11 protein-coding genes are annotated in these 13745 nt (G+C 69.9%); 5 read left to right on the forward strand and 6 right to left on the reverse strand.

Annotation, left to right across the window (positions count from 1 at the left end; translation table 11 throughout):
- Positions 1–83: 83 nt before the first annotated feature.
- Positions 84–2183 (reverse strand): DNA gyrase/topoisomerase IV subunit B, encoded by a 2100-nt coding sequence (locus B0B15_RS09805; protein ID WP_076675601.1) that lies wholly within the window; start codon positions 2181–2183, stop codon positions 84–86.
- Between the two features lie 134 nt (positions 2184–2317).
- Here B0B15_RS09805 and B0B15_RS09810 point away from each other — a divergent pair, with 134 nt between their 5' ends.
- Complete coding sequence (locus B0B15_RS09810; RefSeq protein WP_076675603.1) at positions 2318–2536, forward strand: DUF7455 domain-containing protein; 219 nt, start codon at positions 2318–2320, stop codon at positions 2534–2536.
- A gap of 73 nt (positions 2537–2609) precedes the next feature.
- Here the strand turns inward: B0B15_RS09810 and B0B15_RS09815 are convergent, their stop codons facing one another.
- Entirely contained in the window at positions 2610–3647 is a 1038-nt protein-coding gene (locus B0B15_RS09815; RefSeq protein ID WP_076675605.1) for an alanine racemase, read from the reverse strand.
- On the reverse strand, positions 3644–4282 hold the full coding sequence (locus tag B0B15_RS09820) for an alanine racemase C-terminal domain-containing protein (protein ID WP_076675607.1): 639 nt from the start codon (positions 4280–4282) through the stop codon (positions 3644–3646). Before B0B15_RS09820 ends, B0B15_RS09815 begins: the two co-directional genes overlap by 4 nt.
- A gap of 45 nt (positions 4283–4327) precedes the next feature.
- Between B0B15_RS09820 and B0B15_RS09825 the strand changes: the two genes are divergently transcribed.
- Positions 4328–5350, forward strand: a complete 1023-nt coding sequence (locus B0B15_RS09825) for a sugar-transfer associated ATP-grasp domain-containing protein (RefSeq protein WP_076675609.1) — start codon at positions 4328–4330, stop codon at positions 5348–5350.
- Positions 5351–5781: 431 nt separating this feature from the next.
- Here B0B15_RS09825 and B0B15_RS09830 read toward each other — a convergent pair whose 3' ends face one another.
- The 3 genes from B0B15_RS09830 to B0B15_RS09840 all read right to left on the reverse strand — a co-directional run bounded on the left by B0B15_RS09830 (position 5782) and on the right by B0B15_RS09840 (position 9026).
- Entirely contained in the window at positions 5782–6480 is a 699-nt protein-coding gene (locus tag B0B15_RS09830) for a coenzyme F420-0:L-glutamate ligase (protein ID WP_076675611.1), read from the reverse strand.
- A complete protein-coding gene (locus B0B15_RS09835; RefSeq protein ID WP_076675613.1) occupies positions 6477–7805 on the reverse strand; it encodes an RNA polymerase sigma factor in 1329 nt (442 codons plus the stop codon). Before B0B15_RS09835 ends, B0B15_RS09830 begins: the two co-directional genes overlap by 4 nt.
- A gap of 294 nt (positions 7806–8099) precedes the next feature.
- On the reverse strand, positions 8100–9026 hold the full coding sequence (locus B0B15_RS09840; protein WP_076675615.1) for a proteasome assembly chaperone family protein: 927 nt from the start codon (positions 9024–9026) through the stop codon (positions 8100–8102).
- An 84-nt stretch (positions 9027–9110) separates the two neighbouring features.
- Here B0B15_RS09840 and B0B15_RS09845 point away from each other — a divergent pair, with 84 nt between their 5' ends.
- From B0B15_RS09845 to sucB, 3 genes are read left to right on the forward strand one after another with little or no spacing between them, the layout of a single operon-like run.
- Complete coding sequence (locus B0B15_RS09845) at positions 9111–10577, forward strand: leucyl aminopeptidase (RefSeq protein WP_076676445.1); 1467 nt, start codon at positions 9111–9113, stop codon at positions 10575–10577.
- Positions 10574–11947 carry a dihydrolipoyl dehydrogenase gene (gene lpdA / locus B0B15_RS09850; protein WP_076675617.1) on the forward strand — a complete coding sequence of 458 codons (1374 nt, stop codon included), beginning with the start codon at positions 10574–10576 and terminating at the stop codon, positions 11945–11947. The genes B0B15_RS09845 and lpdA overlap by 4 nt, the downstream gene beginning before the upstream one ends.
- Positions 11948–12001: 54 nt before the next feature.
- Entirely contained in the window at positions 12002–13735 is a 1734-nt protein-coding gene (sucB, locus tag B0B15_RS09855; RefSeq protein ID WP_076675619.1) for a 2-oxoglutarate dehydrogenase, E2 component, dihydrolipoamide succinyltransferase, read from the forward strand.
- Positions 13736–13745 lie beyond the last annotated feature (10 nt).

A 13745-nucleotide genomic window follows, 5' to 3' on the forward strand; every position in this document is an offset into this window, starting at 1 on the left:
GCGCTCGGCATCCGCGGGCGTTCACGCGGCGTGCGCCGGGCTCTGATGCGTGTCGTCGCCGGGCGGAAGGGCGGGCGACGGGGTCAGACGTCGATGCGCTCCCGCGCCAGCCGGTCGCTCGAGTCGATGATGAACTCGCGGCGCGGCGCGACGTCGCTGCCCATGAGCAGATCGAACACGGATGCCGCTGCCTCCATGTCCTGCACGCGCACGCGGCGCAGCGTGCGCCCGCCGCGGTCCATCGTGGTCGTGGCGAGCTGATCGGCATCCATCTCGCCGAGGCCCTTGTACCGCTGCACGGGCTCCTGCCAGCGCTTGTTGGAGCGCTTGAGCTTCGTCAGCAGCGTGTGCAGCTCCTGCTCGCTGTAGGTGTAGATGGTCTCGTTGGGCTTGGTTCCGGGGTTCATCACGACCACGCGGTGCAGCGGCGGGACCGCCGCGAACACGCGTCCCTCCTCGACGAGCGGACGCATGTAGCGGAAGAACAGCGTCAAGAGCAGCGTGCGGATGTGGGCACCGTCGACGTCGGCGTCGCTCATGAGGATGATCTTGCCGTAGCGGGCGGCGTCGAGGTCGAACGAGCGCCCGGATCCGGCGCCGATCACCTGGATGATCGAAGCGCACTCGGCGTTGGACAGCATGTCGCTGATCGACGCCTTCTGCGTGTTGAGGATCTTGCCGCGGATCGGCAGCAGCGCCTGGTACTCGCTGTTACGCGCGAGCTTGGCGGTACCGAGCGCGGAGTCGCCCTCGACGATGAACAGCTCGGAGTCGTTGACGTCGTTCGAGCGGCAGTCCACGAGCTTCGCCGGCAGGGAGGACGACTCGAGAGCGTTCTTGCGGCGCTGCGTTTCTTTGTGCGTGCGCGCGGAGATGCGCGCCTTCATCTCGGAGACGACCTTCTCGAGCAGCTGGGCGGTCTGCGCCTTGTCGTCGCGCTTCGGCGAGGCGAATCGTGCGGCGAGCTCTTTCTGCACGACGGATGCCACGATCTGGCGCACCGCGGGCGTGCCGAGCACCTCTTTGGTCTGGCCCTCGAACTGCGGCTCGGGCAGACGCACGGTCAGCACCGCGGTGAGGCCGGCGAGGATGTCGTCCTTCTCGATCTTGTCGTTGCCGACCTTGAGCTTGCGCGCGTTCTGCTCGACCTGCGTGCGCAGCACCTTCATGAGGCCCTGCTCGAAGCCCTGCTGGTGCGTGCCGCCCTTGGGCGTGGCGATGATGTTCACGAAAGAGCGGGTCGTCGTGTCGTACCCCGTCCCCCATCGCACCGCGATGTCGACCTCGCACTCGCGCTGCAGCTCGGTGGGGATCATCGACCCGCCCGCCTGCAGCACGGGAACGGTCTCGGTGAACGTTCCCGTCCCGCTCAGGCGCCAGGTGTCGGTCACACCCGCATCGGGGGCGAGGAAGTCGGCGAACTCCGAGATGCCGCCGTCGAAGCGGTAGCTCGTCTCGATGCGCTTCTCGCCGCGGTCGTCGAGCACGACGATCTCGAGTCCGGGCACGAGGAACGCGGTCTGGCGCACGCGCTGCACGAGCTCGTCGTGGCCGAATGCGGCATCCTTCGTGAAGATCTGACGGTCGGCCCAGTACCGGATGCGGGTGCCGGTGACCCCCCGGGCTGCCTTGCCCACGACGCGGAGTTCGCTGCTGCGCTCGAAGGGGGTGAACGGCGCGTCGGGACCGTCGCCCGCGAACAAACCGGGCTCGCCACGGTGGAACGACATCGCGTAGGTCTTGCCGGAGCGGTCGACCTCGACGTCGAGGCGCTCGGAGAGGGCGTTGACGACCGAGGCGCCCACGCCGTGCAGGCCACCGGACGCCGCATACGAACCGCCGCCGAACTTGCCGCCCGCGTGGAGCTTGGTGAAGACGACCTCGACACCGGTCAGACCCGTGCGCGGCTCGACGTCGACCGGGATGCCACGCGCGCGGTCGCGCACCTCGACGCTGCCGTCTGCGTGCAACACGATGTCGATGCGCGTGCCGTGACCGGCGAGGGCTTCGTCGACGGAATTGTCGATGATCTCCCACAGGCAGTGCATGAGACCGCGGGAATCGGTCGAGCCGATGTACATACCCGGGCGCTTGCGCACGGCTTCGAGGCCCTCGAGGACCTGCAGGTGGTGGGCGGAGTACTCGGACGTCACGGTTTTCAGCGTAATCGGGGCCACCGACATCGCCTGCCAGACACACAGTGGGGTCGGGTCACCGTACGCGCACAGCGAAATGTGATCAAGGCGCGGCATAGGGGAAACATCCGCGTGGTTATATGTGTGGACTCGCCCACGATCACCTGAGGAGGGCACCCGAGATGACCACCACGACCGCACCCGACGCGTCTGTTCTCGACCACCGCCTGACGGCGGCGGATCGCTGCGACTCCTGCGGCGCCCAGGCCTACATCGCCGCCGAAGTGAACGGTAGCGAACTGCTGTTCTGCGCTCACCACGGCCGCAAGTACGAAGAGAAGCTCCGCAGCGTCGCCACCTCGTGGCACGATGAGACGGCGCGACTGAACGCCGCCGACTGACGCACCGTCCGAACGGGCCTCGTGCCGTCTCCCCCGGGAGCCGGTTCGGGGCCCGTTCCGCGTTCGGGCGCGGTCACCCGCCGACGTAGAGGCGCGGCAGCGTCGGCGAGACGCGCAGCGCGATCTCCTCGCCGATGGTGTCGACGAGTTCCGCCAGGTCGGTGGCGCTGTGGAGCGCCCCCCGGCCGAACACGACGATCTCGTCACCCGGCGAGGCCGCCGGCCAGGGGGCGACGGCGAGCGTGGTGAGACCGACGTCTTCAACACGACGCGGTCCTGCGGGGGTGCCGACGTCGAACCGGCCCGCGAGCGTGCTGGGCAGTCCGTGCAGACTGCCGACGTCGAGATGGACCCCCGCGACGTCCACGGCGGTCACCGTCGCCACGAGGGCGGCGATCGGCTCGATCCCCAGATCGCTCTCGCCGGGCCCCCCGGCCGGACGGATGCCGTAGGAGAACGCCCCCACGCGCACGAGATCCTCGCGGAACTCCCCGCGGGCGAAACCGGCGGCGCTGGCCGCGAGGTGCGAGAAGCGCGGGTCGAGACCCGCGGCGCGGGCCGCCTCGCGCGCGGCGAGGAACACCGCTCGGGCCGCGTCGTCGTCGGCGTCCGACGCTTCGGAGATGTGCGACCAGATGCCCTCCAGCACCCCACGGCCCGCGGCTACGAGCCCCGCGGTGCGCTCCAGCGCCGCCGCCCACCGCTCCGGGCGGATGCCGTTGCGGTGCAGACCCGTGTCGATCTTGAGGTGGATGCGCGCGACGCCGTCGAGGGTCAGGCGGGCGAGGTCGTCGAGCAGGGCCTCGTCGCCGATCCCGAGATCGAGGTCGGCCGCGACGCCGGCGGCGAGATCGTCGGCGCCGCCGACGAGCCAGACGAAGATGCGCGCTTCGGGACCGACCGCCGATCGCACCGCCTCTCCGGTGGCGACGTCGAAGGCCCCGAACCAGCGCACGCCCTGCGCGTAGGCGTGAACGACGAGCGGTATGAGCCCGTGCGCATAGGCATCGTCCTTGACGACGAGCATGTGGGCAGCGGGGGCGACCGCCTCACGAACGCGCTGCAGATTGCGCGAGAACGCCGCGAGGTCGACGCGGTACGACGCGCTCACGCGACCACGCTCCGTACGGCGCGTGCCCCGACGGCGGCGACGGTCTCGGCGGCGGTGAGGCCGGTGGCATCCGTCCACTCCTCGAGCGACGGATGACCCAGCGCGGGGTCGCCGAAGAACACGACCTCGGCCCCGCGGGCGATCGGGGCGTCGCCCACGTCGACGACGCTGACGTCCATCGCCACGCGCCCGACGATGCGGTGGCGGCGTCCGTCGATCCACACCGACGCGTGGTTGCCGAGGGAGCGGACGACGCCCTGCGCGTAGCCCCCGGTTACGAGGGCAACGGTGGTGTCGTGCGGGGCGCGGTGCGTGTACCCGTACGACACGCCCTCGCCGCGCAGGAGCGGCTTGGCGCCCAGAGCCCGGCCCCGCAGCGACATCACCGGGCGCGTGCGCGCCCCGGGGAGGCCGTAGAGGGCCGTCGGGTCGAGCGCGTCGGCATCCAGTCCGAGGTCGGCGAGCACCGACGCGACCCACGTCGCACCGTGGCCCCAAGCGTCGACGGCGAGGACGTCGCCACCGCTCGTGGAGAGCGATCGGGCGGCGTTGGCGCGCAACGCGTCAGCGGAGAGGACCGCGACGGGAGCGACTCCCCCGGCCCCGGGCGCGGGGGCAGGGCGCGTGGAGGTCACCCCTTTAGACTAACGGGGTCCTTCGTCCCCGACCCCGGAGCGTGCATGCCTAGCCAGGGCTTCTCCCCCGTCACCCGTCTGCGCTACCTCGCCGGACGCGCCCGCCGCATCGACGTCGGATCCGTCGTCGAGCGCGCCAAGGAGGCCTCCGCGCAGCACGGCAAGTCGCTGCCGCTGGTCGTCGCCGACATGCTGTTCCAGGCCGGCGTGAAGAACGTGGGCTTCCAGGACTACATCGACTACGACTTCGCGATCCTCACCCCCGCCGAGCGCGCGACGTACATGACGCACCCGGTGTCGAACCAGATCTCGCAGAAGTACGACCACCCCGACTACCGCGGTCTCTTCCAGGACAAGGTCGAGTTCGACCGTACATTCAGCGACTTCCTCCGCCGCGAATGGATGGTGGTGGACGCCGACAACGCCGACGAGCTGCGCGCATTCACCGAGCGCCTGGGCACCATCGTCACGAAGGAGCCGGTCGGCCAGGCCGGAACCGGCGTGCACCGCTACCACGCGGCCGAGGTCGAGGACTGGACGCAGTTCCACCGTGGACTCCTCGAGCGCGGCGAGATCCTCGTCGAAGAGGTCATCCGCCAGCACGACGACCTCGCGGCCGTCTGCCCCGGCACGGTCAACACCACCCGGGTGACGGCGTTCTTCGATGGGGAGAAGACCCACGTCCTCGCGATGGCGCAGAAGTTCGGCCGCGGTGCGGTGAGCGACCAGATGACCTTCGGCGGCTTCTACACGATGCTCGACGAGAACGGTCGCGCCCTCGGCGCCGGCTACGACTCCCACGGGCACGTGCACGAGCTGCACCCGGACTCCGGAGTGCGCATCGCGGACTTCCAACTACCGATGATCGACGAGGTCAAGGCGTTCGTCGACCAGGTCGCGCGGGTCGTCCCGCAAGTGCAGTACGTCGGCTGGGACATCGTCGTCGGCCCCGACGGCCCCGTGCTCGTCGAGGGCAACTGGGGCGCCGGCGTCTACGAGAACAAGCCCAGCGTCACCGGCATCCGCACCGGGCACAAGCCCCGCTACCAGGCCGCGATCGGGTTCTGATCCCCGGATGCCGAGAGGCCCGCTCCTGTGAGGGGCGGGCCTCTCGCGTCGCAGGCGGCTCTGCGCTCGTCAGAGCGTCCGCCGCTTCGGCGGGCTCCGCCGCCTGGGCGGGGAAGACTCTGAGCGTGTCAAAGGGTCCGGGTGCTCCGCGGGTTCCGGAGGCTTCGACGGGCTCAGCCGCCTGCGGCGCCGGCGGCGGTGGGTTCGACGGGCTCAGATGCCTGGACGGGGAGGACCCGAGCTCGTCGAAGGGTCCGGGCGCACGGCGGGTTCCGGTGGCTTCGACGGGCTCGGCTGCCTGAGTCCAGGCGGCGGGGGTTCGACGGGCTCAAGCGTCTGCGTCGCTGCGCGGCCCGGGACACCGTGTCCTGGCATCCGGATGCCGAAAAGGCCCGCCCCGAGAACGGGACGGGCCTTTTCATCACGAGACGTCAGCCGTGGCGGACGATGCCGAGCGGCGTCGACTCGTGACCCTGGCCGAGCGGGTTGTCCTTCAGGATGGCCACGAGGCGCTTCTCGCCGGCTTTGTCCATCGTCGACCCCAGGACGTTGCCGCCGAGGTCGTTGATGTCGACGACGGCGACGTCGAGGTCGATGCCGAGCAGCGACTTCAGGCGCGCGGCGACCTCGCGCGGACGCTCCGGCCCGAGGACGACCGCCTGGTTGTACGGCGGGATGGTGCCCTTGGTGGGGCCGTCGATCGCGCGCGCCTTGTCACCGGCAATGCGGTAAAAGTCGCCCTTACGGCCCATCGCCTTGGTCACGGCCGAGACGGCCGCGGCGAAGAGGATGCGGGGCGTGCCGCACTCGCGCAGCGCCATCTCCATCGTTTCGGGCATGCCCAGGCCGATGCCGTAGGGCGTGCGCGTGACGTACTTCGACAGGAACAGAGCCAGCTTGCGGGGCTTGATGCTGTCGAGCTTGAACGAGCGACCCTGGGTGATCGCGACGATCTTCTCGGTGACGAACAGCAGGTCGCCCGGCTGCACGGCATCCTTCGCGTATTCGAGGATGAAGGCGTCGAGGTCGTCTCCCGGCATGACCACCCGCGTACGGATCGGGATGCGGGCGTACGACGTGCCGTCGACGGTACGGGTGAGCGCCTTGCCGGCGTTGGCCTCGCCGCTCATTCGAGGTAGTCCCGGAGCGACTGCGAGCGGCTGGGGTGACGCAGCTTCGCCATGGTCTTCGACTCGATCTGGCGGATGCGCTCGCGCGTGACGCCGAACGTGTCGCCGATCTGGTCGAGGGTCTTGGGCTGACCGTCGCCGAGGCCGAAGCGCATGCGGATGACGCCCGCTTCGCGCTCGCTGAGCGAGTCGAGAAGCGACTCCAGCTGACGCTGCAGCATGGTGAAGCCGACCGCATCAGCGGGTACGACCGCCTCGGTGTCCTCGATCAGGTCGCCGAACTCGCTGTCGCCGTCTTCACCGAGGGGCGTGTGCAGCGAGATGGGCTCCCGGCCGTACTTCTGCACCTCGATGACCTTCTCGGGGGTCATGTCGAGCTCGCGGCTGAGCTCTTCCGGAGTGGGTTCGCGACCGAGGTCCTGCAGCATCTGGCGCTGCACGCGGGCGAGCTTGTTGATGACCTCGACCATGTGCACCGGGATGCGGATGGTGCGGGCCTGATCGGCCATGGCGCGGGTGATCGCCTGGCGGATCCACCAGGTGGCGTAGGTCGAGAACTTGAAGCCCTTGGTGTAGTCGAATTTCTCGACCGCACGGATCAGGCCCAGGTTGCCCTCCTGGATGAGGTCGAGGAACTGCATGCCGCGACCGGTGTAGCGCTTGGCGAGCGACACGACGAGACGCAGGTTGGCGCCGAGCAGGTGGCTCTTCGCGCGCTGGCCGTCGCGGGCGACCCACTGCAGGTCGAGGGCCAGCTGGCTGGTCTTCTCGGCCGCCGACATGTTCGACAGCTTCTCTTCGGCGAACAGGCCCGCCTCGATGCGCATGGCGAGTTCGACCTCTTCGGCCGCGTTCAGCAGCGGGACCTTACCGATCTGCTTCAGGTAATCCTTGACCGGATCGGCCGTCGCGCCGGTGATCTGCGCCGAGTAGACGGGGACGTCGTCCTCGTCGCTCGAGGAGATGACGATCGCGCCGGTGGGCAGGGCCTCGGCGGGCGCCGCCGGGGTCTCCTCGTCATCGTCGTCGTCGGACTTCTTCGCGTCGGGCTTGGCCGCGTCGTCGGAGTCGCCCGCGTCGTCGCTGTCGTCGACGTCGATCTCGACATCGGCCTCGTCGTCGACGTCCTCTTCGTCTTCGAGGTCGTCGTCCTTCTTCGCCTTGGTCTTTGCCTTGGCGGGCGCCGCCTTGGCCTTGGCGGGGGCCTTCTTGGCGGGAGCCTTCTTCGCGGTCGTCGTCGTCGACGCCGTCACGGTCTCCTCGGAGTTCTCGAGCTCGGTGTCCTTCGCACCCCGGGAGCGGGTCTTGGTTGTCGTGCCTGCCACGTTTCGCCTTTCACCGGGAACGTACGTTGCACGGCCGCCGGTCGTTCTCGGACACTAGTAAGACCCTTGTCAAGTACCGAGCCGAGGAGCATGGCTCCTAGACCGGATGACAACGGGTCAGGTTCTTCATCATCTCACATCCTCGGACCGGGACTTGACGCGGACCGGGGATCTATGCGTAGTCAACGCCTCGCTCGGCCGCCGCATTCCCACCGGATGCCGGGACGGTCGGCATCCGGGGAACTCTGCTCCCATGGGGCGATCATGCGGAGGGCCGGTACCGCCGCAGCGGGGTCAGCCGAGCTTGCCGCGCCGGTCGTCGTCGCTGGGGCGGGTGGCGAGGAACCGCTCGAGTTCCGCGGCGAGCTCGTCGGCACTGGGCAGGTCGCCGGTGTGGATGATCGGCGTGGCGTGCGTGGAGCCGGCCATGTAGGAGTCGTAGCGCTCTTCGAGCCCTTCGAGCATGCGCGTGAGTTCTTCGCTGCCCTCGACCTGTTCGGTCACCTTGCCGATGAACTCGCGGTTCTCCTCGCGGAGCACTTCGCCGGAGAACACCAGGCCCGTCGCGACGGTGAGGCTGTCGAGGGCGGCCAGTGCGGCCGCCGGGTATTCGGTGTCGCCGAGGTAGTGGGGAACGAGCAGAGCGAAACCGGCGACCTTCGCACCCGCCTCGGCGAAGCGGTACTCGAGCAGGTGCCCCGCGGTCGAGGGGACCTTCGTGTGCGGGCGCCACACGGAGTGCGCTTCGGCGAGATCGGGACGCGTGCCGCTCACCGTGGTGCCGATGGGCCGGGTGTGCGGCACGGGCATGGGGATGGCGTGAACCCACGTCACGGACGACACCTGGAGCCCGGCCGACAGCTCGAGCACGGTCTCCGCGAAGGCCTCCCAGAGGAAGTCGGGCTCGTAGCCCGCGAGGAGGAGGAACGGATGGCCGAGGGAGTCGTGGGCCAGCGACAGCTCCAACCGGGCGGGCCGGTAGTCGGTGAGGTGGTCCTCCACGAAGGTGATGACGGGGCGACGCGCACGGTAGTCGAGCAGCACGTCGTTGTCGAAGACGAAGACGGGGTTGGGGTCGAGGTCGTCGCGGAAGTACTCGACCAATCGGGTGACGGCCCCGCCGGCATCCGTGAAGCCCGTGAGGGCGATCACGAGCGGCAGGCCCGACGGCACGGGCGGCGCGGCGGGGGCGCGATCGTACATCGGGGCGGAGGAGGGCATCCCCCCACTCTACGAGCGCATCCGGATGCCCGGTCGCGGTGCGTCCCGCTGCTAGCGAACACGCACGAACCTAGGATGGATGCCATGCCGTTCCCCTCAGTGGCGTACACCCACGCCCCCGTCCTCGAATCCGATGCCGATGCGATCCTGCTGATCGTCCCCACCACTGCGGAGGGAGCGACCGATCCCATCGGCTGGGAGGGGCTCGGTGCGGCACTGGCCGCGGTCGGGTTCGCCGGTGCCGCCGGGTCGTACCAGCGCGTGCACGTGCCCGGCATCGAGAAGCCCGTCGCCGTGGTCGGTGCCGGGTCTGAAACGACCGAGGCGGCCGTGCGGGATGCCGCCGGCACCGGGCTGCGCCAGCTGACCGGGTTCCACCACGTCGCGATCGAGTCCCTGGTCGCGGCGCCGTGGCGTCCGATCGCCGAGGGTGCGGCCCTCGGCGGATACCGCTTCGCCGACTACAAGAAAAAGTCCGCGAAGGCGCGCGCCGAGCGCGTGAGCGTGTCCACGGCGGAAACGCCCTCGGAAGCCGACATCGCCGCCGTCGCTGCCATCTCCGGCGCCGTGGCGCTGGTCAAGGACCTCGTCACCACTCCCGCGGAGTGGCTGGGTCCGGCCGACTTCGCCGATGCGGCCGTCGCGGCCGTGAAGGACCTGCCCGTCGAGGTCGAGGTCCTCGACGAGGCCGCATTGCGAGACGGCGGCTACGGCGGCATCCTCGGCGTGGGCCAGGGGTCGGACCGCCCGCCCCGCATGGTCCGTCTCGAATACGCGCCCGCCGGCGCCGAGCGCCACGTGGCCCTCGTCGGGAAGGGCATCACCTTCGACACCGGTGGTCTGTCGCTCAAGCCGCCGGCATCCATGGTCGGGATGAAGTACGACATGTGCGGGGCCGCCACGGTGCTCGCCGTGCTGAAGGCCGCCGCCGAGATGGCCCTCCCCGTCAAGGTGAGCGCATGGCTCTGCATCGCCGACAACATGCCGTCGGGTCGTGCGACGCGTCCGGGAGACGTGCTGCGCACTCTCGACGGAACCACCGTCGAGGTTCTCAACACCGACGCCGAGGGACGCCTGGTGCTCGCCGACGGTCTCGCCGCGGCCAGTCGGGAGAACCCCGACCTGATCGTCGACGTCGCCACCCTGACCGGCGCCATCACCGTCGCCCTCGGCAACCGGCACACCGGCGTCATGGGGGACGACGCGGCCGTCGCGTCGTACCTCGAGGCCGCGGGGCGGGTCGCGGAACTCGCCTGGCAGCTGCCGCTGCCCGACCACATGGTCGACGACCTCGATTCGCCCATCGCCGACCTGCAGAACGCGAAGATCGGCGACCCCGCCGGCGGGTCGCTTTTCGCCGGGCTGTTCCTGCGCCACTTCGTCGGTCGGGTCTCGGAGGATGCCGACGCGCCCCGCATTCCGTGGGTGCACCTCGACATCGCCGGTGTGGGCATGAACAAATCGGCCCCGTTCGGGTACACCGACAAGGGCGTGACCGGAGCGACCGTCCGCTCGCTGGTGGAGCTGCTCGCCTCGGACGGCGCACGGTGACCGACTACACCGCGGACGTCGTCGTCCTCGGTGGCGGCAGCGGCGGATACGCCGCGGCGCTGCGCCTCGCCGAGCTCGGCAAGGACGTCGTGCTGGTGGAGAAGGACAAGCTCGGCGGCACGTGCCTGCACCGTGGCTGCATTCCGACGAAGGCCCTGCTCCACGCGGGCGAGGTCGCGGATGCCGCGCGCGGGGCGGCCGACATCGGCGTCGACGTCACCTTCAGCGGCATCGACCCGGTCCGCGTGCGGGAGTACCGCGAGGGCATCGTCGCCAAGAAGTTCAAGGGGCTGGAGGGGCTCATCTCGGCGCGCGGCATCCGTGTCGTCCCGGGCTCGGGTGTTCTGGAAGCGGGACCCGCGGTGCGTGTCGGTGACGACCTGTACCGCGGAACCGACGTGATCCTCGCGACCGGTTCGTACAGCCGCAGCCTCCCGGGTCTCGAGATCGGCGGTCGCGTGCTGACGAGCGAGCAGGCCCTCGACCTCGACGTCGTCCCGCAGCGCGTCGTGGTTCTCGGCGGTGGCGTCATCGGCGTGGAGTTCGCGAGCGTGTGGCGCTCGTTCGGGGTCGACGTCACGATCGTCGAAGCCCTGCCCCACCTTCTTCCTGCCGAGGACGTGTCCTCGAGTAAGGCCCTCGAACGCGCGTTCCGCAAGCGCGGCATCGCCTTCCAGCTGGGCCGGCGGTTCACGTCGCTGGCGTCGGACGACGACGGTGTCGCGGTGACCCTGGACGACGGCAGCGTTCTCGCGGCCGACTACGTGCTGGTCGCCGTCGGGCGAGGCCCCGCGACCGCAGGGCTCGGGTACGAGGAAGCCGGCGTCGTGATGGAGCGCGGTTTCGTGCAGACCGATGCCCGACTGCGGACGGCCTCTCCCCACGTGTGGGCCGTCGGTGACATCGTGCCCGGCCTGCAGCTGGCCCACCGCGGCTTCCAGCAGGGCATCTTCGTCGCGGAGGAGATCGCGGGGCTCTCCCCCGTCCTCGTCTCCGACACCGATGTGCCGCGCGTCGCTTATTCGCACCCCGAGGTGGCCTCGGTCGGACTGACCGAAGCTCAGGCGCAGGATCGTTACGGATCCGAGGCCGTCCGCGCGTACGAGTACAACCTGGCCGGAAACGGCCGCAGCGAGATCATCGGCACCTCGGGCATCGTGAAGATCGTCCGGCGCGTCGACGGCCCCGTCGTGGGCGCCCATCTGGTGGGCGACCGCGTGGGCGAGCTGATCTCCGAGGCGCAACTCGCCGTCGGCTGGGAAGCGCACCCCGAAGACATCGCGCCGTTCATCCACGCGCACCCCACTCAGAGCGAGGCGCTCGGCGAGGCCTTCCTGGCACTCGCGGGCAAGCCGCTGCACGCACTCTGACCGACAACCGGTCACTAAGCTAGACACCGCATACGGTACGAAGGAGACATATCCATGAGCACATCCGTCGTCCTCCCCGCTCTCGGCGAGAGCGTCACCGAGGGAACGGTCACCCGCTGGCTCAAGCAGGTCGGTGACACCGTCCAGGAGGACGAGGGGCTGTTGGAGATCTCGACCGACAAGGTCGACACCGAGATCCCCTCCCCCGTCTCGGGCGTGATCGAAGAGATCCTCGTCCAAGAGGACGAGACCGTCGAGGTCGGGGCTGTCCTCGCCAAGATCGGCGACGGATCGGGTGCGCCGTCCAGCGATGACGCCCCCGAGGCCGCGCCCGCCGAGCAGGAAGCGGCTCCCGCCGAGGAGTCCGCGCCGGCCGAGTCCGCGCCGGCCGAGCAGCCTGCTCCCGCCGCCTCGTCGGCTCCCGCGTCCTCCGATGACGCCACCGAGGTCGTCCTCCCCGAGCTGGGCGAGAGCGTGACCGAGGGCACCGTCACCCGCTGGCTCAAGGCCGTCGGCGACGACGTCGCGGTCGACGAGCCGCTTCTCGAGATCTCCACCGACAAGGTCGACACCGAGATTCCCTCGCCCGTGGCCGGCACGCTGCAGGAGATCCTCGTTCAGGAAGACGAGACCGTGAACGTCGGCGCCGCTCTCGCGCGCATCGGCAGCGGAGCCCCCGCTCCTGCGCAGGAGGAGGCTCCCGCCGCCCCCGCGGCCGAGGAGAAGCCGGCTGAACAGCCCGCTCCCGTCGCGGAGGAGAAGCCGGCCGCCGAGGAGAAGCCCGTCGCGGAGGAGAAGCCCGCCGCCGCGCAGCCCGCCGCCGCTGAGAAGCCTGCCGCCCCCGCTCCCGCCGCTTCGTCGAACGACGACGTCACGTACGTCACCCCCCTCGTGCGTCGTCTGGCTCAGCAGCAGGGCGTCGACCTGAAGTCGGTCACGGGTAGCGGCGTCGGCGGTCGCATCCGCAAGGAGGACGTGCTCAAGGCGGCCGAGGCTGCGAAGTCGGCCTCCGCCGCTCCCGCTACGGCCGCTGCTCCGGCCGCCGCCGCTCCCGCACCCGTCGAGGTCTCGCCGCTGCGCGGTACGACCCAGAAGATGTCGCGTCTGCGCAAGGTGATCGCCGAGCGCGCGGTGGCGTCGATGCAGGCGACCGCTCAGCTCACCACGGTGGTCGAGGTCGACGTCACGAAGGTCGCCGCTCTGCGCGACCGGTTCAAGGGCGAGTTCCAGCAGAAGACGGGCGACAAGCTGTCGTTCCTCCCGTTCTTCGCGATCGCGGCCATCGAGGCGCTCAAGACCTACCCGATCATCAACTCCACGGTCGAGGGTGACGAGATCGTCTACCCCGCCCAGGAGAACGTCGCGATCGCCGTCGACACCGAGCGCGGCCTTCTCACCCCGGTCGTCAAGGACGCCGGCGAGAAGAACATCGCCCAGCTGGCCCGCGAGATCGCCGATCTCGCCGCCCGCACGCGTGACAACAAGCTGAAGCCCGACGAGCTCGCCGGTGGCACGTTCACGCTGACCAACACGGGTTCGCGTGGCGCGCTGTTCGACACGCCGATCGTGTTCCTGCCGCAGTCCGCGATTCTCGGCCTCGGCGCCGTCGTGAAGAAGCCGGGCGTCGTCTCGGTCGACGGGAAGGATGCCATCTCGGTGCGCTCCTACGTCTACCTGGCCCTGTCGTACGATCACCGCATCATCGACGGTGCCGACGCGGCCCGCTTCCTCGGCGCCGTCAAGGCGCGGCTCGAGGCGGCGCAGTTCGAGGGAGACCTCGGCATCTGACACCGTCGAG

Source organism: Microbacterium sp. RU1D (assembly GCF_900156435.1).
Lineage (GTDB): Bacteria > Actinomycetota > Actinomycetes > Actinomycetales > Microbacteriaceae > Microbacterium.